At 64.4% G+C, this 18,512-nt stretch carries 19 protein-coding genes; 12 read left to right on the forward strand and 7 right to left on the reverse strand.

What is annotated here, in order from left to right; all coding sequences use genetic code 11:
- The first annotated feature begins 123 nt into the window (after positions 1-123).
- Entirely contained in the window at positions 124-1,350 is a 1,227-nt protein-coding gene (locus tag OKW39_RS10090) for a PepSY-associated TM helix domain-containing protein (protein ID WP_429562583.1), read from the forward strand.
- 58 nt (positions 1,351-1,408) lie between these two features.
- On the opposite strand, the gene purU is transcribed toward OKW39_RS10090, so the two are convergent.
- The 5 genes from purU to OKW39_RS10115 all read right to left on the reverse strand — a co-directional run bounded on the left by purU (position 1,409) and on the right by OKW39_RS10115 (position 6,762).
- Positions 1,409-2,278, reverse strand: coding sequence for a formyltetrahydrofolate deformylase (gene purU, locus OKW39_RS10095; RefSeq protein WP_429562584.1), 870 nt, complete (start codon positions 2,276-2,278; stop codon positions 1,409-1,411).
- 84 nt (positions 2,279-2,362) lie between these two features.
- Positions 2,363-3,256: an NUDIX hydrolase gene (locus OKW39_RS10100; protein WP_429562585.1), complete on the reverse strand. Its 894-nt coding sequence runs from the start codon at positions 3,254-3,256 to the stop codon at positions 2,363-2,365.
- A gap of 73 nt (positions 3,257-3,329) precedes the next feature.
- A complete protein-coding gene (locus tag OKW39_RS10105; RefSeq protein WP_184027294.1) occupies positions 3,330-3,944 on the reverse strand; it encodes a LysE family translocator in 615 nt (204 codons plus the stop codon).
- Between the two features lie 172 nt (positions 3,945-4,116).
- Positions 4,117-4,683: an adenine phosphoribosyltransferase gene (locus tag OKW39_RS10110; protein WP_184062472.1), complete on the reverse strand. Its 567-nt coding sequence runs from the start codon at positions 4,681-4,683 to the stop codon at positions 4,117-4,119.
- Positions 4,684-4,764: 81 nt separating this feature from the next.
- Positions 4,765-6,762: a cation:proton antiporter gene (locus OKW39_RS10115; protein ID WP_090802948.1), complete on the reverse strand. Its 1,998-nt coding sequence runs from the start codon at positions 6,760-6,762 to the stop codon at positions 4,765-4,767.
- A gap of 207 nt (positions 6,763-6,969) precedes the next feature.
- On the opposite strand from OKW39_RS10115, the gene kdsD reads away from it, so the two are divergent.
- From kdsD to OKW39_RS10170, 11 genes are all read left to right on the forward strand, one after another.
- Positions 6,970-7,953, forward strand: a complete 984-nt coding sequence (gene kdsD / locus OKW39_RS10120; RefSeq protein ID WP_429562586.1) for an arabinose 5-phosphate isomerase KdsD — start codon at positions 6,970-6,972, stop codon at positions 7,951-7,953.
- Positions 7,953-8,513: a KdsC family phosphatase gene (locus tag OKW39_RS10125; RefSeq protein ID WP_184026959.1), complete on the forward strand. Its 561-nt coding sequence runs from the start codon at positions 7,953-7,955 to the stop codon at positions 8,511-8,513. The genes kdsD and OKW39_RS10125 overlap by 1 nt, the downstream gene beginning before the upstream one ends.
- A complete protein-coding gene (lptC, locus tag OKW39_RS10130; protein ID WP_429562587.1) occupies positions 8,510-9,097 on the forward strand; it encodes an LPS export ABC transporter periplasmic protein LptC in 588 nt (195 codons plus the stop codon). The genes OKW39_RS10125 and lptC overlap by 4 nt, the downstream gene beginning before the upstream one ends.
- A gap of 39 nt (positions 9,098-9,136) precedes the next feature.
- On the forward strand, positions 9,137-9,808 hold the full coding sequence (lptA, locus tag OKW39_RS10135) for a lipopolysaccharide transport periplasmic protein LptA (RefSeq protein WP_090802944.1): 672 nt from the start codon (positions 9,137-9,139) through the stop codon (positions 9,806-9,808).
- A gap of 17 nt (positions 9,809-9,825) precedes the next feature.
- Positions 9,826-10,602, forward strand: a complete 777-nt coding sequence (lptB, locus tag OKW39_RS10140; RefSeq protein WP_090805577.1) for an LPS export ABC transporter ATP-binding protein — start codon at positions 9,826-9,828, stop codon at positions 10,600-10,602.
- 193 nt (positions 10,603-10,795) lie between these two features.
- The gene (locus OKW39_RS10145) at positions 10,796-12,313 is read left to right on the forward strand and encodes an RNA polymerase factor sigma-54 (protein ID WP_429336607.1); all 1,518 of its coding nucleotides are present in this window, start codon (positions 10,796-10,798) and stop codon (positions 12,311-12,313) included.
- 170 nt (positions 12,314-12,483) lie between these two features.
- Complete coding sequence (gene hpf / locus OKW39_RS10150; RefSeq protein ID WP_027199628.1) at positions 12,484-12,840, forward strand: ribosome hibernation-promoting factor, HPF/YfiA family; 357 nt, start codon at positions 12,484-12,486, stop codon at positions 12,838-12,840.
- Between the two features lie 342 nt (positions 12,841-13,182).
- On the forward strand, positions 13,183-13,698 hold the full coding sequence (locus OKW39_RS10155) for a PTS sugar transporter subunit IIA (protein WP_184026940.1): 516 nt from the start codon (positions 13,183-13,185) through the stop codon (positions 13,696-13,698).
- An 80-nt stretch (positions 13,699-13,778) separates the two neighbouring features.
- Positions 13,779-14,747 carry an HPr(Ser) kinase/phosphatase gene (gene hprK, locus OKW39_RS10160; protein WP_008921706.1) on the forward strand — a complete coding sequence of 323 codons (969 nt, stop codon included), beginning with the start codon at positions 13,779-13,781 and terminating at the stop codon, positions 14,745-14,747.
- A 98-nt stretch (positions 14,748-14,845) separates the two neighbouring features.
- Positions 14,846-15,739, forward strand: a complete 894-nt coding sequence (gene rapZ, locus OKW39_RS10165; protein ID WP_041734268.1) for an RNase adapter RapZ — start codon at positions 14,846-14,848, stop codon at positions 15,737-15,739.
- Positions 15,740-15,778: 39 nt separating this feature from the next.
- Positions 15,779-16,414 (forward strand): LON peptidase substrate-binding domain-containing protein, encoded by a 636-nt coding sequence (locus tag OKW39_RS10170; RefSeq protein ID WP_184067043.1) that lies wholly within the window; start codon positions 15,779-15,781, stop codon positions 16,412-16,414.
- A gap of 68 nt (positions 16,415-16,482) precedes the next feature.
- Here OKW39_RS10170 and mutY read toward each other — a convergent pair whose 3' ends face one another.
- Positions 16,483-17,616 carry an A/G-specific adenine glycosylase gene (mutY, locus tag OKW39_RS10175; RefSeq protein WP_429562588.1) on the reverse strand — a complete coding sequence of 378 codons (1,134 nt, stop codon included), beginning with the start codon at positions 17,614-17,616 and terminating at the stop codon, positions 16,483-16,485.
- A 7-nt stretch (positions 17,617-17,623) separates the two neighbouring features.
- Positions 17,624-18,454 carry a bifunctional DNA-formamidopyrimidine glycosylase/DNA-(apurinic or apyrimidinic site) lyase gene (mutM, locus tag OKW39_RS10180; protein ID WP_090802940.1) on the reverse strand — a complete coding sequence of 277 codons (831 nt, stop codon included), beginning with the start codon at positions 18,452-18,454 and terminating at the stop codon, positions 17,624-17,626.
- Between the last annotated feature and the right edge of the window lie 58 nt (positions 18,455-18,512).

The raw sequence follows: 18,512 nt of genomic DNA on the forward strand, positions 1-18,512 counted from the left end.
CGACCGCGCCACCCCCTAAGATGCGAACAATTCCTATTTACACCCAGTCCGCATCGTGACGTTTCGCCTGATCTCCCACCCGCGTCTCCGTCTGGGTCCCTGTTGCGCGTTGCCGGCTCGCGCATGAGACGCCGGCTTGTCCGCCTGCACCGCTGGTTCGGCGTCGCGACCGCACTGTTTCTGTTCGTCGCGGGCCTTACGGGCGCGATCATCGCGTGGGACCACGAGCTCGATGCCGCGCTGAACCCGTCGTTTTACCAGGCTCGCACGGTCGGGCCGACGCTGTCCGGCCTCGAACTGGCGAATCGCGTCGAAGCCGCCGATCCGCGTCTTCGGGTGACCTATCTGCCGCTCACGGTCGAACCGGGCCACACGCTGCAGATGATGGTGCTGCCGCGCACCGATCCGGCGACGAAGCAGCCCTATCCGCTCGATTTCAATCAGATCGCCGTCGATCCCGTCACCGGCAAGATCCAGGGATGCCGCGAGTGGGGCGCCGTGTCGCTCGCGCGACTCAACCTGATTCCGTTCATCTACAAGCTGCACTACACGCTGCAGTTGCCGTTTACCGGCGGTGTCGACCTTGGCACCTGGCTGATGGGGATCGTCGGCATCGTGTGGCTCTTTGACTGCGTGATTGCGCTGTGCCTGTCGTTTCCGAGCCTGAAGGCCTGGCGCAAGTCGTTCACGTTGCGCCTGAAACGCGGCGGCTATGCGTTGACGTTCGATCTGCACCGCTCCGGCGGCGTATGGATCTGGGGCCTGCTGGCGATCGTCGCGCTGACGTCGATTTCGATGAATCTGTCGTCCCAGGTGGTGCGGCCGATCGTGTCACGACTGTCGACGCTGACACCCGATCCGTTCAGCAACCCCGAAATCCTGCGCGCGCCGCAACCCGGCGATCAGGTGCAGAGCCGCGAGCGCATCGTCGAACTCGCCGGGCGGGCCGGCAAGGAAATGCATGTCGCCGCGCCGCCGGGCGGGCTCTACTACGCCGAATTCATGCACGCGTATGGCGTCGGCTTCTACACGTCCGGCAACGACCACGGCGACACCGGCCTCGGCAACCCGTGGATGTATTGGGACGCCGCCACCGGCAAGCGGCTCGCCGCGCGGATTCCCGGCCGAGGCACGGCCGGCGACATCTTCCTGCAGGTGCAGTTTCCGCTGCACTCGGGGCGCATCCTCGGTCTCGGGGGGCGGATTCTGATCAGCGCGGTGGGGGTGGCGGTGGCCGTGCTGAGCGTCACGGGCCTGCTGATCTGGCTGAAGAAGCTGAACGCGCGCCGTCGTTCCGCGCAAAACGCGAATCTCGCGAGAAGCACGGGCGGCGCGGCAGCGCGTTCGTAACACGAGCAGGTAAAGGGCCGCGCCGAGCTCGACCGGCGCAGTGTGACTGGCGCGGCTCCTAGCGGAACACCACCGTCTTGCTGCCGTTCAGCACGACGCGATGCTCCACGTGCCACCTCACCGCGCGCGCGAGCGTCACACACTCGACGTCGCGGCCGATCGCCGTCAGTTGTTCCGGCGTCATGCTGTGGTCCACACGCTCGACTTCCTGCTCGATGATCGGACCTTCGTCGAGATCGGTCGTCACATAGTGGGCGGTTGCGCCGATCAGCTTCACGCCGCGGTCGAACGCCTGGTAGTACGGCTTCGCGCCCTTGAAGCTCGGCAGGAACGAGTGGTGGATGTTGATCGCGCGGCCGGCGAGCGCCTCGCACAGGTTCGGCGACAGGATCTGCATGTAGCGCGCGAGCACCACGAGGTCGGCCTGATGCTCGTTGATCACTTCGAGCACGCGCGCTTCCTGCGCGGTTTTCGCTTCGAGCGTGCCGCCGAGCAGCGGGAAATGATGGAACGGGATGTCGTAGCTCGCGGCGAGCTGGTAGAACTCCTTGTGGTTCGAGATGATCGCCGGGATGTCGATGTTCAACTGACCGGTGCGGTAGCGGAACAGCAGATCGTTCAGGCAGTGGCCGATCTTCGACACCATGATCACGACGCGCGGCTTCACGTTCGCGTCGTGCAATTCCCAGCTCATGCCGAACTGCTCGGCGAGTGTCACGAACGACGCGCGCAGCGCGTCAAGCCCCGGATCGCCGCCCACCTGCTGAAAATGCACGCGCATGAAGAACTCGCCGGTGCGGCTGTCGCCGAACTGCGCGGAGTCGAGAATATTGCTGCCCCGCTCGAACAGAAAGCCCGACACGGCGTGAACGATGCCGGGCCGGTCGGCGCACGACAGTTTGAGGATAAAGCTGTGATCGGTCGACATGACCTCGGTGACTCCCTTCTTCAATGCGTGGTTTGTTTCAGTGGGTACTGGCTGCACGGCTTGAGCTCGACTGATGAGCCTGAGCTAGGCGAGCGCCGGCGGCGCGAACAGCGCGTCGATGCCCTCGCACGCGTCCTCGTCGATCCAGCGGCGGCGCAGCAGGCAATCGAGCGTCGCGAGGCTGGCATCGACGGTCAGCGCGCCTTCCTCGATCCAGCGCGCGACTTCGTCGATGCGCGCGAGCCGGTGTTCGCCCACTTCGCCGTCCTGGTTGCGCGGCGCGAAGTCGGCGGGCAGCGCGAGGTCGTAGATGAAAATCTGCTCGGCCTGCGTGCCTTCCGGCAGCGATTGCAGCACGTGCGCGGTGCGGCCCGCGACCGCGCTCGCCGCGATCTGCGCCGGAATGCCCGCCTCTTCCCAGCACTCCTTGACGATCGTCTCGGCGATGCCGAAGCCCCAGCCGATCCCGCCTGCGACGACGTTGTCGAGCATGCCGGGGTCGGTCGCCTTGGTATCGCTGCGGCGCGCGATCCACAATTGCGGTGCGCCACGCGGCGCTCCGCCAAAGGGCGCTCCGCCAAAGGGCGCCTCGCCATCCGCATATTCTACGACGCCGTTCAGATGCACCGCGTAGGTCATCGTGCCGAAGAAGCGCGACGCCGCGCGCTCGATATACGCGAGCGGCGGCGCGTCGAACGCATTGCGGATCGCGTACGTCTCGTTGCGCCAGCCGGGGATGCGACCATCGGCGGCGAGCGCGCCGATCACGGAAGCGAGCGCCGCGCTGCGCAGATCGACGGTATCGAACGTGGCGCAGAGCGTCACGCCGTCGTTCGCCATCTCGAACACGTCGGGCCAGCGCGCGAGCAGCGGCACGTCGCGCTCGCGAATCCACCCGACCTGTTCGGCGCCGATCAGAAACGGCCGATGCGCGTTCGCGTCGAAGCGGCGCGCGGCGGTGATGCAGGGCAAAGTCATCGGAAAACTCCAAACTGTCCGCCGTCGTGGCGAACCGGGGCAAAGCAGAAGCGGGCGGATTGCGTGACGAGCCTCAGTCGCGCAAGGCGACGCGAATCCCGATCGCGATGAACGTCGCGCCGGCCACGCGATCGAGCCACAGGCCCACGCGCGGCCGCCGTCTGAGCCAGCCGCCGATGATCCCCGCGCACACGCCGAATAGCGAAAACACCACGACGGTCTGCAGCATGAACAGCGCGCCGAGCTCCAGCATCTGCACGGTGACGCTCTGCGCGCCGTCCGGCTGCACGAACTGCGGCAGAAACACGACGAAGAACAGCGTGACCTTCGGATTCATCAGATTGCCGAGCACGCTCTGGCGAAACACCGTCGAAAGCGGCTGCGGCGCACGCTCGTGCGCGGTCGCGAGGCCCTGGCTGCGCAGCGCCTTGATGCCGATCCACACCAGATACGCGGCGCCGGCGAGCTTGATCGCTTCGAACGCGAGCGGCGACGAGCGCAGCAGCGCGGCGACGCCGAGCGCCGCGAGTGTCGTATGAAACGTGATGCCGGCGGCAAAGCCGAGCGCGGCGACCAGGCCGGCCGCGCGGCCCTGCGAGATGCCGCGCGCGAGCACCTGCAGATTGTCCGGGCCGGGCGCCACGGTGATCGCGATCGAGGTGGCAAGAAACAGCAGGAAGTTGGGCATCGTGGTGGCCTTCTGGTTGGGCGACTGGTGAACCATGATGGGTGAGCCATATCGTTGAGCCCGGTTGGTTTTGCTCGGCCAACGGGGCTTGTGCGGCTCATGCGACTTTAGCCGCTGGTACGGCGGGAAACGCTACCGCGCGTCACGGCACGCGCCGTGACTACCTCCCGGTTCAATGACCGTCGAAACTCGTCACGGTATAGAGCGCAAGACCGCCCTCGCCCAGCAGCTTCGAGCCGCCCAGCTCCGGCAGATCGACGATCGCCGCGCCTTCCACGACGACCGCGCCGAGCCGCTCGAGCAGCAGTTTGCCGGCCATCATCGTGCCGCCGGTCGCGATCAGATCGTCGATGATCACGACGCGGTCGCCCGGCTCGCACGCATCCTCGTGAATCTCGACGGTCGCGGTACCGTATTCCAGTTCATACGATTGCGAGATCCGCTTGTACGGCAGCTTGCCCGCCTTGCGAATCGGGATGAAGCCAACGCTCAACTCATGGGCGACGATCGGCCCGATGATGAAGCCGCGCGCATCGAGCCCGGCAATGTAGTCGAGCTTCGCGTCGATATAGCGCTGCACGAACAGGTCGATCAGCACACGCAGCGACTTCGGCTCGCGCAGCAGCGGCGTGATGTCGCGGAACTGCACGCCCGGCTGCGGCCAGTCGGGCACCGTGCGAATGTGACTTCTGATGTAGTCGGCCGCATCGAGCGGCGCGCTCGCGAGCGCCTTGGACATGATGTCTCCGGATGGACCTCGACAGGTCCGGTGAAAGGCTTGAATCACGGTCGCCCGCCAGAACGGGCCAGGCTCACGGGTTCAGGCCGCAGCGGCGCGGCGATGCTTCGACAGCCGCTCCTCGGCTTGCGCCAGTTGTTCGGGCAGACCGCGCAGCACCACGATGTCGCTCGCGCGCAGTTTCGTCGACGGGTCCGGTTCGACGCCGCGGATGCCGTGCCGGCGGATCGCGGTCACTTCGACACCGAGTTCGTACAGGCCCACCTCGGCGAGCGTACGGCCCACCGCGTCGGCGCTCTCGTCGACCGGCACCGATTGTAGCCGCACCTGCTCGTGGCCGTCGTCGTCGTCGATGTCGTCGGCGCCGTGGAAATAGCCGCGCAGCAGCGAATAGCGTTCGTCGCGCATCTCCTCGACGCGCCGCACCACGCGCCGCATCGGCACACCCATCACGACGAGCGTATGCGACGCGAGCATCAGGCTGCCCTCGACGATCTCCGGAATCACCTCCGTCGCGCCGGCGGCGAGCAGTTTCTCCAGATCGGCATCGTCGACGGTGCGCACGATGACCGGCAGCGTCGGCTCCATCTCGTGAATGTTGTGCAGCACGCGCAGTGCCGACGGCGTGTTCGCGTAGGTGATCGCGATCGCGGCCGCGCGATGCAGGCCGGCGGCCAGCAGCGACTCGCGCCGCCCCGCGTCGCCGAACACGACCGATTCGCCGGCTGCCGCGGCCGCCGCGACACGGTCGGGATCGAGATCGAGCGCGACATACGAGAGCCCTTCATGCTCGAGCATGCGTGCGAGGTTCTGCCCGGCGCGGCCGTAGCCGCAGATGATTACGTGGCCGCTCTGCTTCAGGCTTTGCGTGGCGATGCGCGTCATCTGCAACGACTGCATCATCCATTCGGTCGACGACAGCCGCAGCACGACACGGTCCGCGTTCTGGATCATGAACGGCGCGGCGAGCATCGACAGCAGCATCGCGGCGAGAATCGCCTGCAACAGCGTCGCGTCGACGAGATGTCGGTCGAGAATGAGGTTCAGCAGCACGAAGCCGAACTCGCCCGCCTGCGCGAGACCGATACCGGTACGCATCGCGACGCCCGGCGTCGCGCCGAAGAGCCGCGCAAGGCCGGTGATCATGACCAATTTCAGCAGCACGGGGCCGAGGAAAAAAGCCAGCACGACGAGCGGATGCTCCCAGATCACGCGCGGATTGAGCAGCATGCCGGTGGTCACGAAGAAGAGCCCGAGCAGCACGTCGCGAAACGGCTTGATGTCCTCTTCGACCTGATGCCGATACGGCGTCTCGGCGATCAGCATGCCGGCGATGAACGCGCCGAGCGCGAGCGACAGCCCGAATTTGTCGGTGATGAACGCGGCGCCGAGCGTCACCAGCAGCAGATTGAGGACGAACAGCTCCTGCGAGCGGCGCCGCGCGACCACGTTGAACCAGCGCGTCATGAAGCGCTGCCCGACGATCAGCAGCAGCGCGAGGGCCACGACGATCTTGATCGCCGCGACGCCGAGCGCGCTGACCAGATTCTCCGAGCGGCCGCCGAGCGCCGAAATGATGATCAACAGCGGCACCACCGCGAGATCCTGAAACAGCAGCACGCCGAAGATATTGCGGCCGTGCTCGGTTTCGATTTCGAGCCGCTCCGCGAGCATCTTGCTGACGATTGCCGTCGACGACATCGCCAGCGCGCCGCCCAGCGCGACGCTCGCCTGCCACGTGATATGCACCCAACGCTCGAGCACGAAGCCGAGCGACACCGCCACCGCGACCGTGCCGATCACCTGCAGCAAGCCGAGTCCGAACACGAGCCGGCGCATCGTGCGCAGCTTGGCGAGCGAAAACTCGAGCCCGATCGAGAACATCAGGAACACGACGCCGAATTCCGCGAGATTCTGCGCCCCCGCCGAATCGGGAATCAGCCCGAACGCATGCGGCCCGACGACGATGCCGACCGTCAGGTAGCCGAGCATCGGCGGCAGATTCAGGAAGCGAAAGATCACCACACCCGCCACCGATGCCAGCAGTAAAAACAGCGTCATTTCGAGCGGGGAAATCATCGGCAAAAACGCATGGGTGAAGCGTCCTCGTTCGTCAGCGGAACCGCGCACGAGAACGCCGTGCGAGATGATTGATTGGGCCGGCAAAAAAGCTGCAAAAAGGCGACAAAGCAGCTGAAAAAGGGGATTGTCGACAGGCCGATGCAGACAGCGGCTCGGCACAGCAGGCCCGGCGCGGCGAACAGGCGCCTTTGCTATACTCCGCGAATGATAGCGAAAATCAATGGCGACAGGGCACTCACGCTTGCTCGCGACGTACTCGACATCGAAGCGGACGCCGTGCGCGCGCTTCGCGACCAGCTCGACGGCAGTTTCGTCGGCGCGGTCGATTTCATCCTGGGTTGCCGTGGACGCGTGGTCGTCTCCGGCATCGGTAAATCCGGCCACGTGGCCCGCAAACTCGCGGCCACGCTGGCAAGCACCGGCACACCCGCGTTCTTCGTGCATCCGGCGGAAGCAAGCCACGGCGACCTCGGCATGGTGACCGCCGACGACGTATTTCTCGCGCTGTCCAATTCGGGCGAAACCGAGGAGCTGATGGCGATCCTGCCGCTCATCAAGCGGATCGGCGCGAAGCTGATCGCGATGACGGGCCGTCCTGGCTCAAGCCTCGCGCAACTCGCGGATGTGCATCTGAATTCCGGCGTCGCGAAGGAAGCCTGTCCGATGAATCTCGCGCCCACCGCCAGCACCACCGCCGCGCTCGCGCTCGGCGATGCGCTCGCGGTCGCGGTGCTCGACGCGCGCGGCTTCGGCCGCGACGACTTCGCGCGCTCGCATCCGGGCGGCGCGCTCGGCCGACGCCTGCTCACCTACGTGCGCGACGTCATGCGCACCGGCGACCAGTTGCCGCAGGTCACCCCTGAGGCAACCGTCAGCGATGCCCTCTTCCAACTGACCGCGAAGCGCATGGGCATGACCTCGGTCGTCGACCGCGAGGGCCGTGTGAAGGGCATCTTCACCGATGGCGACCTGCGCCGCGTGCTCGAACGCGACGGCGATTTCCGCCAGCTGCCGATCGCCTCGGTGATGACCGCGGGCCCGCGCACGATCGGGCCGGATCATCTCGCGGTCGAAGCCGTGGAACTGATGGAGCGTTATCGTATCAATCAGATGCTGGTCGTCGACGAAACGGGCAAGCTGATCGGCGCGCTCAACATGCACGACCTGTTTTCGAAGAAGGTGATCTGATGGCCGTTGCTCCCCCTACCGCTACCGAACGCGCAAGCCGCGTGAAGCTGATGATTTTCGACGTCGACGGCGTACTGACCGACGGCGGCCTGCTGTTCACGGCGGAAGGCGACACGATGAAAGGCTTCAACTCGATGGACGGCCACGGCATGAAGCTGCTGCGCCAGGCCGGCATCGAAACGGCGCTCATCACCGGGCGCAAGTCCGGCATCGTGGCCGCGCGGGCGAAAGAAATGAACATCGCGCACGTCTACCAGGGCGTGCAGGACAAGCCACAGGCGTTCGCCGACCTGCTGCGGCAAACCGGCCTCACCGCCGAGGACTGCGGCTACATGGGCGACGACTGGGTCGATCTCGCGGTGATGCTGCGCGTCGGCTTCGCGGCCGCGCCGGCCAATTCGCATCCCGAAGTGATCGCGCGCGCCCACTGGGTCAGCGAGGCGCGCGGCGGTTACGGCGCGGCGCGCGAAGTGTGCGACACGCTGCTGCGTGCCCAGCACAAATATGAAGCACTGCTCGCGGCGGCGTGCAGCGGCGAGCAACGGGGCCTCGTGGGATGAACCAGTTTCGCCTGACTTCGCTGATCCCGCTCATCGCGATGGCGGCGCTCGCCGGCATCACGTGGTGGCTGCTGCAAGCCACGTTGCCGCGCAAGACCGACGACGAGGTGCGCCCGAAGGAACACACGCCGGACTACTTCGCCGACAACTTTTCGGTGTCCGAGCTCGACCAGTCAGGCGCGACGCAGTACCGGCTGACCGCGCAGTCGCTGGTCCATTACGAGGACGACGAAATGAGCGACCTCGTCAAGCCGGCGATGCGTGCGTTCCAGCCCGGCAAGCCGATCGTCACCGCGACCGGCGACACGGGCACGGTCAACGCGGATGCGTCGATCGTCAATCTGTACCAGAACGCGCGCATCCTGCGCGCGCCCGGCGGCGGCGATCCGCAGATGCAGGCCGATTCCGAGCATTTCAGGGTCCTCGTCAACGACGATGTGATCGAGACTGAAAAGCCAGTTAAACTTCAGCGCGGCATGTCCGTGATGACTGCCAGCGGCATGAAATACAACAATGTCACCCGGCTTATGCAACTGTTCGGCAATGTAAGAGGCGCAATCGCCGCGTCCGATTCCGGCCACTAAGCCAACGCATACCGGGTAATCCATTCCAGGCGTGACTGCATGAACGAATCGCACCCCCGTTTTGATACCGGCCGTTCGCGCGCGCTGTCCGCGTGCCGCGCCGCACTCGCTGCGCTCGTCGTCGCGCTGCCGCTCGTCGGCTTCGCGCCGCTTGCGCACGCGGACCGCGCCGACAAAGACAAGCCGCTGAACATCGAAGCGGACAACATGACTTACGACGACCTGCGGCAGGTCAGCATCTTCACCGGCCACGTGGTGGCCACCAAAGGGACGATCCTGATCAAGGCCGATCGCGTCGAAGTGTCGCAAGACCCGCAGGGCTACCAATTCGCGACCGGCACCTCGAGCGGCGGCAATCTGTCGTATTTCCGCCAGAAGCGCGAAGGGCTCGACGAATACATCGAGGGTACGGCCATCCGTATCGACTACGACGGCAAGCAGGATCTGACCACGCTGACCACCAACGCGACGGTGCGCCGCCTGCAGGGCATGACGACGCTGCTCGACCAGGTGCACGGCAGCGTGATCACCTACGACGGCCAGAACGACTTCTACACCGCGAAGTCAGGCAAGGACGTCGCAGGTCCGGGCAACCCGACCGGCCGCGTGCGCGCGATGCTGTCGCCGCGCAACGCCGGCGCCGCGCCGCTGACCGGCGCGTCGGCCACGCTCACGCCGTCCAACTCGATCCAGGGAGCGCCGAACCAGTGAGCACCATGAGCAGCACCATCGCGCCCCTCCCCCATAGGAAGCCGGCCGGCACCAGCAGTTCGCTGGTCGTGCGCAATCTGAAGAAGCGCTATGGCTCGCGCACGGTCGTCAAGGACGTGTCGCTCGACGTGAAGAGCGGCGAAGTGGTCGGCCTGCTCGGCCCGAACGGCGCCGGCAAGACCACGTCGTTCTACATGATCGTCGGCCTCGTGCCGCTCGACGCCGGCGAAATCGATCTGGACGGCAAGTCGATCAGCCTGCTGCCCATTCACAAACGCGCATCGCTCGGCCTGTCATATCTGCCGCAGGAAGCGTCGGTGTTCCGTAAGTTGAGCGTCGAGCAGAATATTCGCGCGGTGCTGGAATTGCAGCACGACGAAAACGGCAAGCGCCTCGGCAAAGACGTGATCACGTCACGCACCGAAGCGCTGCTCGACGAGCTTCAGATCGCGCATCTGCGTGAAAATCCGGCGCTGTCGCTGTCGGGCGGCGAGCGTCGTCGGGTTGAAATTGCGCGCGCGCTGGCAACCAATCCGAGCTTCATTCTGCTCGACGAACCGTTCGCCGGCGTCGACCCGATCGCGGTGCTGGAAATCCAGAAAATCGTCAAGTTCTTGAAGCAGCGCAATATCGGCGTCCTGATCACCGACCACAACGTGCGCGAAACGCTAGGTATCTGCGATCACGCGTACATCATCAGCGACGGCAGCGTGCTGGCCGCCGGCGCGCCTAGCGACATCATCGAAAACGAAAGCGTGCGGCGCGTCTATCTGGGCGAGCACTTCCGCATGTAAGCACGTACGGCGTCCCCGGCCAAGCGAGCGCGCGCGGCCGGCCGCGGCGCCATTTTTGCGGCACCCGCACATTCGTTGTCAGGCGGCGCAGGGTGGCGCCGCGCGGCGCGCCAAATTGGGCGTACCCAAAAATTGCGAGTGCCGCAAGGTATCGCGGTCGTGGCAAACTCTCTACAATGAATCTCAACTTGCCATGAAAGCCAGCCTCCAACTCCGCCTATCGCAGCATCTTGCGCTCACGCCGCAACTGCAACAGTCCATCCGGCTGCTTCAGTTGTCGACGCTCGAACTGCAGCAGGAAGTCGCCATGGCGATCTCGCAGAATCCTCTCCTCGAAAACGAAGACGAGTGGATCGCGAGCCCGTTGCGGGTGGCATCCGACGGTTCCGTGATCGCCCAGACACCGGGCTCCTCGGCGCCGGCCGATCCGATGGCCGGCAACGGTTCGGCATCGTCCGAGGGCAACGGCGAGCGAGCCGAAAGCGGCGAGCCGCAGGGTGTCGACGAATACAATGGCCTTTCGGGCGACGGCGGCGGCGATACCTCGCAGTGGAACCTGGACGACTACGGCCGCTCCGGCAACGCGTCGGACGACGACGACCTGCCCCCGCTGCAAATCCACGAATCGAGCACGTCGCTGCGCGACCACCTGATGACGCAACTGCGCGTCACCCAGGCGAGCCAGCGCGACCGCGCGCTCATCACGTTCCTGATCGAATCGCTGGACGACGACGGCTATCTCGCCGCCACGCTCGAAGAAGTGCTGGCCGACCTGCCCGAAGAACTCGAAGTCGACGTCGACGAACTGAACGCCGCGCTTGCGCTGCTGCATAGCTTCGACCCATCTGGTGTCGGCGCGCGCTCCGCGTCCGAATGTCTGAAGCTGCAGTTGCTGCGGCTCGAGCCATCGCCCACGCGCACGCTTGCGCTAGACATTGTCAGCCATTACCTGGAACTGCTCGCCGCGCGCGATTTCACGCGGCTGCGCAAGCACCTTAAGGCCAGCGACGACGATCTGCGCAACGCGCATGTGCTGATCCGCTCGCTCGAACCATTTCCGGGCGCGGCCTACGGCAAGGCCGAAGCGGACTACGTCGTGCCCGACATCATGGTGCGCAAAACGGCACAGGGCTGGCTGGCGGAGCTGAATCCCGAGGTAGTGCCGAAGCTGCGGATTAACCATCTATACGCGAATATTCTGCGCAATAACCGCGGTGATCCGGGCAGTGGTTCGTTGCGCCAGCAACTGCAGGAAGCACGCTGGCTGATCAAAAATATCCAGCAGCGTTTCGAGACGATCCTGCGGGTTGCGCAGGCAATTGTCGAGCGTCAAAAGAGCTTTTTTGTGCACGGCGAAATTGCCATGCGCCCCTTGGTTTTGCGGGAAATAGCTGATACGCTGGGCCTACACGAGTCGACTGTCTCGCGTGTGACAACCGGCAAATACATGCTGACCCCATTCGGGACGCTGGAATTCAAGTACTTTTTCGGCTCACACGTTTCGACGGACACCGGCGGCGCGGCCTCCTCCACGGCCATTCGCGCGCTGATCAAACAACTGATAGGAGCGGAAAACCCGAAATCGCCACTTTCAGACAGTCGCATAGCCGAACTGCTGGCGGAACAGGGCTTCGTGGTCGCACGGCGTACCGTTGCGAAATACCGTGAGGCGCTCAAAATCCCGGCAGTCAACCTGCGCAAGTCTCTGTAGCCCGTCGCGTTTTGCAGCGGGCATTTACCGGCCGCTCCGCACCTGGCGGACAGGCCGGCCGCTGCGACCTGCCAGATGTCCGTCACCGGGGGGCGACACAGGCAAGCCGTCAGATCGACCGGACCTTTGTCATTGTGCGGACCAAGCGGCCATTAGCTTGGAGAAGCACTATGAATCTCAAGATCAGTGGACACCACCTCGAAGTAACGCCTGCGTTGCGCGAATACGTGATCACCAAACTGGACAGGGTGCTAAGACATTTCGATCAGGTCATCGACGGCAGTGTGGTCCTCTCGGTCGACAACCATAAGGAAAAGGACAAGCGTCAAAAGGTGGAAATCAACCTCCATCTGAAGGGTAAGGATATCTTCGTCGAGAGTTGTGACAGCGATTTGTACGCTGCAATCGATCTGATGATCGACAAGCTCGACAGGCAGGTGATACGCCACAAGGATCGTCTGCAAGGCCATCAGCACGAAGCGATCAAGTATCAGCCGGCGCCGCAACTGGACGTACCGCCGCAATAGGAGAAATTAGAGGAAATTCCTCAATTCCCTTGAACTCGTCGAGCCGCCCGCGACCGGGCGGTTTTTCGTTTCAGCGCCCCGGTTTCCGCTCACCGCCGGTGCGTCTCGCCGAGGCCGACCCGTACCATTCCCGCAGAGGTTTGCGCAGCGCGACACGTGCCGCGGCGCAAGCGCTGAAAAACCTGATATGCATAGATGGCGCGCCGCACCATCGGCCGTCACCCTGTTCTATAATGTTCCAGTTACCATCGGGGTCAAGCCAGCTCTGATGAAGTACGGCCGATCGAAATCTAACGCTTTCGCGATCGACTCTGACCGTCCGTCTTCGCCAGCATCGAACGAATGGAACGTCACTCAACCGCCCCGGTGGGGAGAACTCAGGCCACGTTTTCGCCTGTCAAAATGAATCGTTTAGCCAAATTTCTTCCCCTCGAGAACGTCGTCATCGGACTATCGGTCACCAGCAAGAAACGCGTGTTCGAGCAAGCGGGCCTGATCTTCGAGAACCAGAACGGCATCGCCCGCAGTACCGTCACAGACAATCTTTTTGCGCGAGAACGACTCGGCTCGACCGGGCTCGGCGAAGGCGTCGCAATCCCGCATGGGCGGATCAAGGGCCTCAAGCAGCCGCTCGCCGCATTCGTCAGACTCGCCGAACCGATCCCCTTCGAAGCGCCGGACGGCCAGCCGGTCTCGCTGCTGATCTTCCTGCTCGTCCCCGAACAGGCCACTCAACAGCACCTCGAAATTCTCTCCGAGATCGCGCAATTGCTGTCCGATCGCGACGCCCGCGAGCGGCTGCACACTGAAGAAGAACGCGAATCGTTGCATCGCCTGCTTACTCAGTGGCAACCTTGATGCAACGGCGGCGGTAGTTCATACGCGCCCGCACACGCAGCAAAGACCCGGCAAGCGGCTCACACTGGAGTCACTGACTCATGGATACGTCCAGCATCAACGCCCAAAGCATTTTCGACGACAACGCCGCCATGCTGAAGCTCAGCTGGCTCACGGGGCATGAAGGCTGGGAGCGCGGCTTTTCTTCGGAATCGGTCGCCAATGCCACGTCGAGCGCCGACCTCGTCGGCCACCTGAACCTGATCCACCCCAACCGGATCCAGGTGCTCGGCGACGCTGAAATCGACTACTACAAACGTCAGACCGACGAAGACCGCTCGCGCCACATGGCCGAGTTGATCGCGCTGGAGCCGCCGTTTCTCGTCGTCGCGGGCGGAGTCGCGGCGCCGCCGGAGCTGGTGCTGCGCTGCACGCGCTCGTCGACGCCGCTGTTCACGACGCCGACCTCGGCGGCCGCGGTGATCGATAGTCTGCGTCTTTACATGTCGCGCATTCTCGCGCCGCGCGCGACGCTGCACGGCGTGTTTCTCGACATCCTCGGCATGGGCGTGTTGCTGACCGGCGACTCGGGCCTCGGCAAGAGCGAGCTCGGCCTCGAACTGATTAGCCGAGGCCACGGTCTCGTCGCCGACGACGCCGTCGACTTCGTGCGCCTCGGCCCGGACTTCGTCGAAGGACGCTGTCCGCCGCTGCTGCAGAACCTGCTCGAAGTTCGCGGCCTCGGTCTGCTCGACATCAAGACGATCTTCGGCGAAACGGCGGTGCGCCGCAAAATGAAACTGAAGCTGATCGTGCAACTGGTGCGCCGCCCCGACGGCGAATTCCAGCGGCTGCCGCTGGAAAGCCAGACCGTCGACGTGCTCGGCCTACCGATCAGCAAGGTGACGATCCAGGTGGCCGCCGGCCGCAACCTCGCGGTGCTGGTCGAAGCGGCCGTGCGCAATACGATTCTGCAGCTGCGCGGTATCGACACGCTGCGCGATTTCATGGATCGGCAACGTCTCGCCATGCAGGATCCCGATAGCCAGTTTCCCGGCAAGCTGATCTGAAGCCCGCCACAGCGCCATGAAGCGCCCGCAGAAGGCAGGCCGCGGGCACGCGCATGGAGGCCAGATGCTATGATGAAATCTACGCTTTCGACGACTCCATGCGCATAATCCTGATCACCGGTATCTCCGGCTCCGGCAAATCCGTTGCCCTGAACGCGCTCGAAGACGCGGGTTATTACTGCGTCGATAATCTGCCGCCGCGTTTCCTGCAGCAACTCGCCACCTACCTCGCCGCGGACGGCCAGGATCGTCTCGCGGTCGCGATCGACGCGCGCTCCGGTTCGTCGCTCGACGAAATGCCCGCGATGATCCGTGACCTCAAGCGCTCGCACGACGTGCGCGTGCTGTTCCTGAGCGCGAGCACGCAGTCGCTGATTCAACGCTTTTCCGAAACGCGTCGCCGCCATCCGCTGTCCGGCTCGCCCGCGCACGACGCGGACGTTGGCCTGCTCACGTCGCTCGCCGAAGCGATCGAACGCGAGCGCGAACTGGTCGCGGGACTTGCCGAATTCGGCCATCAGATCGATACGAGCAATCTGCGCGCGAACGTGCTGCGCGCATGGGTCAAGCGCTTCATCGAACAGGAGGACGCGGGGCTCGTGCTGATGTTCGAGTCGTTCGGCTTCAAGCGCGGCGTACCGCTCGACGCGGATTTCGTATTCGACGTACGCACGCTGCCGAACCCATACTACGATCATGAATTGAGGCCGCTCACCGGCCTCGACAAACCGGTCATGGATTTTCTCGATGCGCAGCCGGTCGTCCACGAGATGATCGACGACATCGAGAAGTATCTGTCCAAGTGGCTGCCGCATTTCCGCGACGACAATCGCAGCTACCTGACCGTCGCAATCGGTTGCACGGGCGGCCAGCACCGCTCGGTATTTATCGCGGAGACGCTTGCCGCGCGTCTCGCAACATCGGCGAATGTGATTGTGCGGCACCGCGATGCGCCGGTCGACGTCGGCGAATCATCGAAGCTGGTGGCTTAACCGGCCGCATCGCGCGGCCTTAACCCGAAGCGTTGCGCCATGTCCTCTACACCTACTGTGTACGCCGATTTGCCGCTGTTTCCGCTGCATACGGTGCTATTTCCCGATGGCTTGCTGCCGCTCAAAATCTTCGAAGCGCGCTACCTCGACATGGCGCGCGACTGTCTGCGCGAAAAAACACCGTTCGGCGTTTGCATGCTGAAAAGCGGCGCCGAAGTCGCGCGCGAGGAAGAACCTTCGGTACCCGAAACGATCGGCTGTCTCGCCGAAATCGACGAGTGCGACGTCGAAGCATTCGGCATGCTGCTGATTCGCGCGCGCGGCACGACGCGCTTTCGTCTGTTATCGCATCGCGTCGAAGCGAGCGGTCTGCTGGTCGGCATGGCCGAGCCGCTCGCCGATGATCTCCCGCTCGAGGGCAATGAGCTATTGGCCAAATTCGGCGCGTGCGCGGAAGTGCTCGAGCGGATCATCGCAACGATCCGCGAACGCGATCCGGACAGCCTACCGTTCGCCGAGCCGTTCCGGCTCGACGATCCGTCGTGGGTGTCGAACCGTCTCGCCGAGGTGCTGCCAATCGCGTTGCGCGCACGGCAAAAGCTGATGGAATTAACCGATGCCGGCGCACGCATCGACGTCGTGCATCACTACATGCAACAGCATCAGTTGCTGTGAAATCCTGAAGTCGTGAAGGCTGCCGCGTCGGACCCAAGTCGCCCGCTCAGCACCTCCGATCCATTCCGCTAGAGCAACGAACCATTCAGACTGGCGAGCAGCTTGCGCACCGGCGCCGGCACGCCGAACGAATCCAGATCGCTGAGCGCAACCCATGCGGTGTCCGCATCGTTGAGCGCGGCCAGGGCGCCGACACCGCGATCGAACTCCGCAAGCCGCGGTTCGATATCGAGCTTGAAATGCGTGAATACGTGTGAGAACGACGCGAGCGCGGACACTTCGCCGTCGCCGCCGAACGCGCGCGCCCGCTCGGCCAGCGATGCTTCGTCGGCAGCTTCGGGCAAACTCCACAGACCACCCCAAATGCCCGACGGCGGACGCCGCTCGAGCATCACCGCATTGCCGTCGCGCAGCAGCAGCATCCACGTACGGCGTGTCGGCACCGCTTTCTTCGGGCGCGCGGTCGGCAATTCACGTTGACGTCCGGTGACGTTGGCAACGCAGTCCGGCGCGAACGGACAGCGCGAGCAATGGGGTTTGCCGCGCACGCACAATGTCGCGCCGAGATCCATCAAGCCCTGCGTGTACCCGCTGAGCTCCGCGTTCGACGCATTCGACGGCAGCAGTGATTCCGCGAGCGTCCACATTGCGTTCTCGACTTTCTTCTCGCCCGGAAAGCCTTCGACGCCGAATACGCGCGCGAGCACGCGCTTCACGTTGCCGTCGAGAATCGTCGCGCGCGCGCCGAACGCGAACGACGCGATCGCCGCGGCCGTCGAGCGCCCAATGCCGGGCAACTCGACGAGCTCATCGACCGACGCGGGAAACGCGCCGCCATGCTGCTCGACGACGACCTGTGCGCAGCGATGCAGATTGCGCGCGCGCGTGTAGTAGCCGAGGCCGGCCCACAGCGCCATCACGTCATCGGACGGCGCGGCGGCGAGCGCGGCGACATTCGGGAAACGCGCGAGAAATTTCGCGTAGTACGGAATCACCGTCGACACCTGGGTCTGCTGCAGCATGATTTCGGACAGCCAGATACGATACGGATCGCGCGTGTTCTGCCACGGCAGATCGTGGCGGCCGTGCTGGCGCTGCCACGCGATCAGCCGCGCGGAAAACTCGGGCATCGGCGCAAACGCGGGCGTGGTGTCGGACGCGCTGGAGCGCGCGCCGGTCGTTGGGGTCAGGCGGGAAGGCATCGAGAATCTAGCGCTGGCAAGTGGGACAGAAGTACGTGGAGCGTTGCCCCTGCACGATCTGTTTGATTGGCGTTCCACACACGCGGCATGGCAGGCCCGCACGATCGTAGACGAAGTAGTCGAGCTGAAAATAGCCGCTTTCGCCGTCGCTGCCGACGAAATCGCGCAGCGTGCTGCCGCCCTTGTCGATCGCGGCGGCGAGCGTCACGCGCACGGCATCGGCCAGCAGTTCATAACGCACGAGCGACACGCGGCGCGCCGCGGTGGTCGGCCGGATGCCCGCGCGAAACAGACTCTCCGACGCGTAGATATTGCCCACGCCGACCACGATGTCCCCCGCCAGCAGCGCCTGCTTCACCGACACCTTGCGCCCGCGCGTCAACCGATGCATCAGCGCGCCCGAAAAAGCCGGCGAGAAAGGCTCGACGCCAAGGCTCGCGAGCAGCGGATGTTCGAGGATGTCGCCTGCTTCGCGCGGATGCCATAGCACCGCGCCGAAGCGGCGGGGATCACGATAGCGCAGGATAAAGTCGTCGAAGATCCAGTCGACATGATCGTGCTTCGCCGCGGCAGGCGGATGCGGCACATGACGCAGAACGCGCAACGTGCCCGTCATGCCGAGGTGGACGATGAACCACCCAGCGTCGATTTCGAACAGCAAATACTTGCCGCGTCGCTCGACTTTGCGCACCACGTGGCCGCGCAAGGTTTTCGCAAGGTCGGCCGGAATTGGCCAGCGCAGCGCGGCCGTCCGCACGTCGACGCGCTCAACCTTGCGCCCGGACACATACGGTTCGATCCCCCGTCGGGTAACCTCGACTTCTGGCAACTCTGGCATGGCTGATTGGTCTGCTACTTGCGTGAGTGGTTGTGCGCGTATTGTAGCGAGCGCGTTA

Origin of the sequence: Paraburkholderia sp. MM6662-R1 (genome assembly GCF_050436245.1) — a bacterium.
In the GTDB taxonomy this organism is placed as follows: Bacteria; Pseudomonadota; Gammaproteobacteria; order Burkholderiales; family Burkholderiaceae; genus Paraburkholderia; species Paraburkholderia tuberum.

What these genes read in the sequence shown, in the direction of transcription:
- OKW39_RS10090 (WP_429562583.1), top strand. Translation starts at nt 124, where the DNA reads ATGAGACGCCGGCTTGTCCGCCTGCACCGCTGGTTCGGCGTCGCGACC.
- purU (WP_429562584.1), bottom strand. Translation starts at nt 2,278, where the DNA reads ATGTCGACCGATCACAGCTTTATCCTCAAACTGTCGTGCGCCGACCGG.
- OKW39_RS10100 (WP_429562585.1), bottom strand. Translation starts at nt 3,256, where the DNA reads ATGACTTTGCCCTGCATCACCGCCGCGCGCCGCTTCGACGCGAACGCG.
- OKW39_RS10105 (WP_184027294.1), bottom strand. Translation starts at nt 3,944, where the DNA reads ATGCCCAACTTCCTGCTGTTTCTTGCCACCTCGATCGCGATCACCGTG.
- OKW39_RS10110 (WP_184062472.1), bottom strand. Translation starts at nt 4,683, where the DNA reads ATGTCCAAGGCGCTCGCGAGCGCGCCGCTCGATGCGGCCGACTACATC.
- OKW39_RS10115 (WP_090802948.1), bottom strand. Translation starts at nt 6,762, where the DNA reads ATGATTTCCCCGCTCGAAATGACGCTGTTTTTACTGCTGGCATCGGTG.
- kdsD (WP_429562586.1), top strand. Translation starts at nt 6,970, where the DNA reads ATGATAGCGAAAATCAATGGCGACAGGGCACTCACGCTTGCTCGCGAC.
- OKW39_RS10125 (WP_184026959.1), top strand. Translation starts at nt 7,953, where the DNA reads ATGGCCGTTGCTCCCCCTACCGCTACCGAACGCGCAAGCCGCGTGAAG.
- lptC (WP_429562587.1), top strand. Translation starts at nt 8,510, where the DNA reads ATGAACCAGTTTCGCCTGACTTCGCTGATCCCGCTCATCGCGATGGCG.
- lptA (WP_090802944.1), top strand. Translation starts at nt 9,137, where the DNA reads ATGAACGAATCGCACCCCCGTTTTGATACCGGCCGTTCGCGCGCGCTG.
- OKW39_RS10145 (WP_429336607.1), top strand. Translation starts at nt 10,796, where the DNA reads ATGAAAGCCAGCCTCCAACTCCGCCTATCGCAGCATCTTGCGCTCACG.
- hpf (WP_027199628.1), top strand. Translation starts at nt 12,484, where the DNA reads ATGAATCTCAAGATCAGTGGACACCACCTCGAAGTAACGCCTGCGTTG.
- OKW39_RS10155 (WP_184026940.1), top strand. Translation starts at nt 13,183, where the DNA reads ATGGAACGTCACTCAACCGCCCCGGTGGGGAGAACTCAGGCCACGTTT.
- hprK (WP_008921706.1), top strand. Translation starts at nt 13,779, where the DNA reads ATGGATACGTCCAGCATCAACGCCCAAAGCATTTTCGACGACAACGCC.
- rapZ (WP_041734268.1), top strand. Translation starts at nt 14,846, where the DNA reads ATGCGCATAATCCTGATCACCGGTATCTCCGGCTCCGGCAAATCCGTT.
- OKW39_RS10170 (WP_184067043.1), top strand. Translation starts at nt 15,779, where the DNA reads ATGTCCTCTACACCTACTGTGTACGCCGATTTGCCGCTGTTTCCGCTG.
- mutY (WP_429562588.1), bottom strand. Translation starts at nt 17,616, where the DNA reads ATGCCTTCCCGCCTGACCCCAACGACCGGCGCGCGCTCCAGCGCGTCC.
- mutM (WP_090802940.1), bottom strand. Translation starts at nt 18,454, where the DNA reads ATGCCAGAGTTGCCAGAAGTCGAGGTTACCCGACGGGGGATCGAACCG.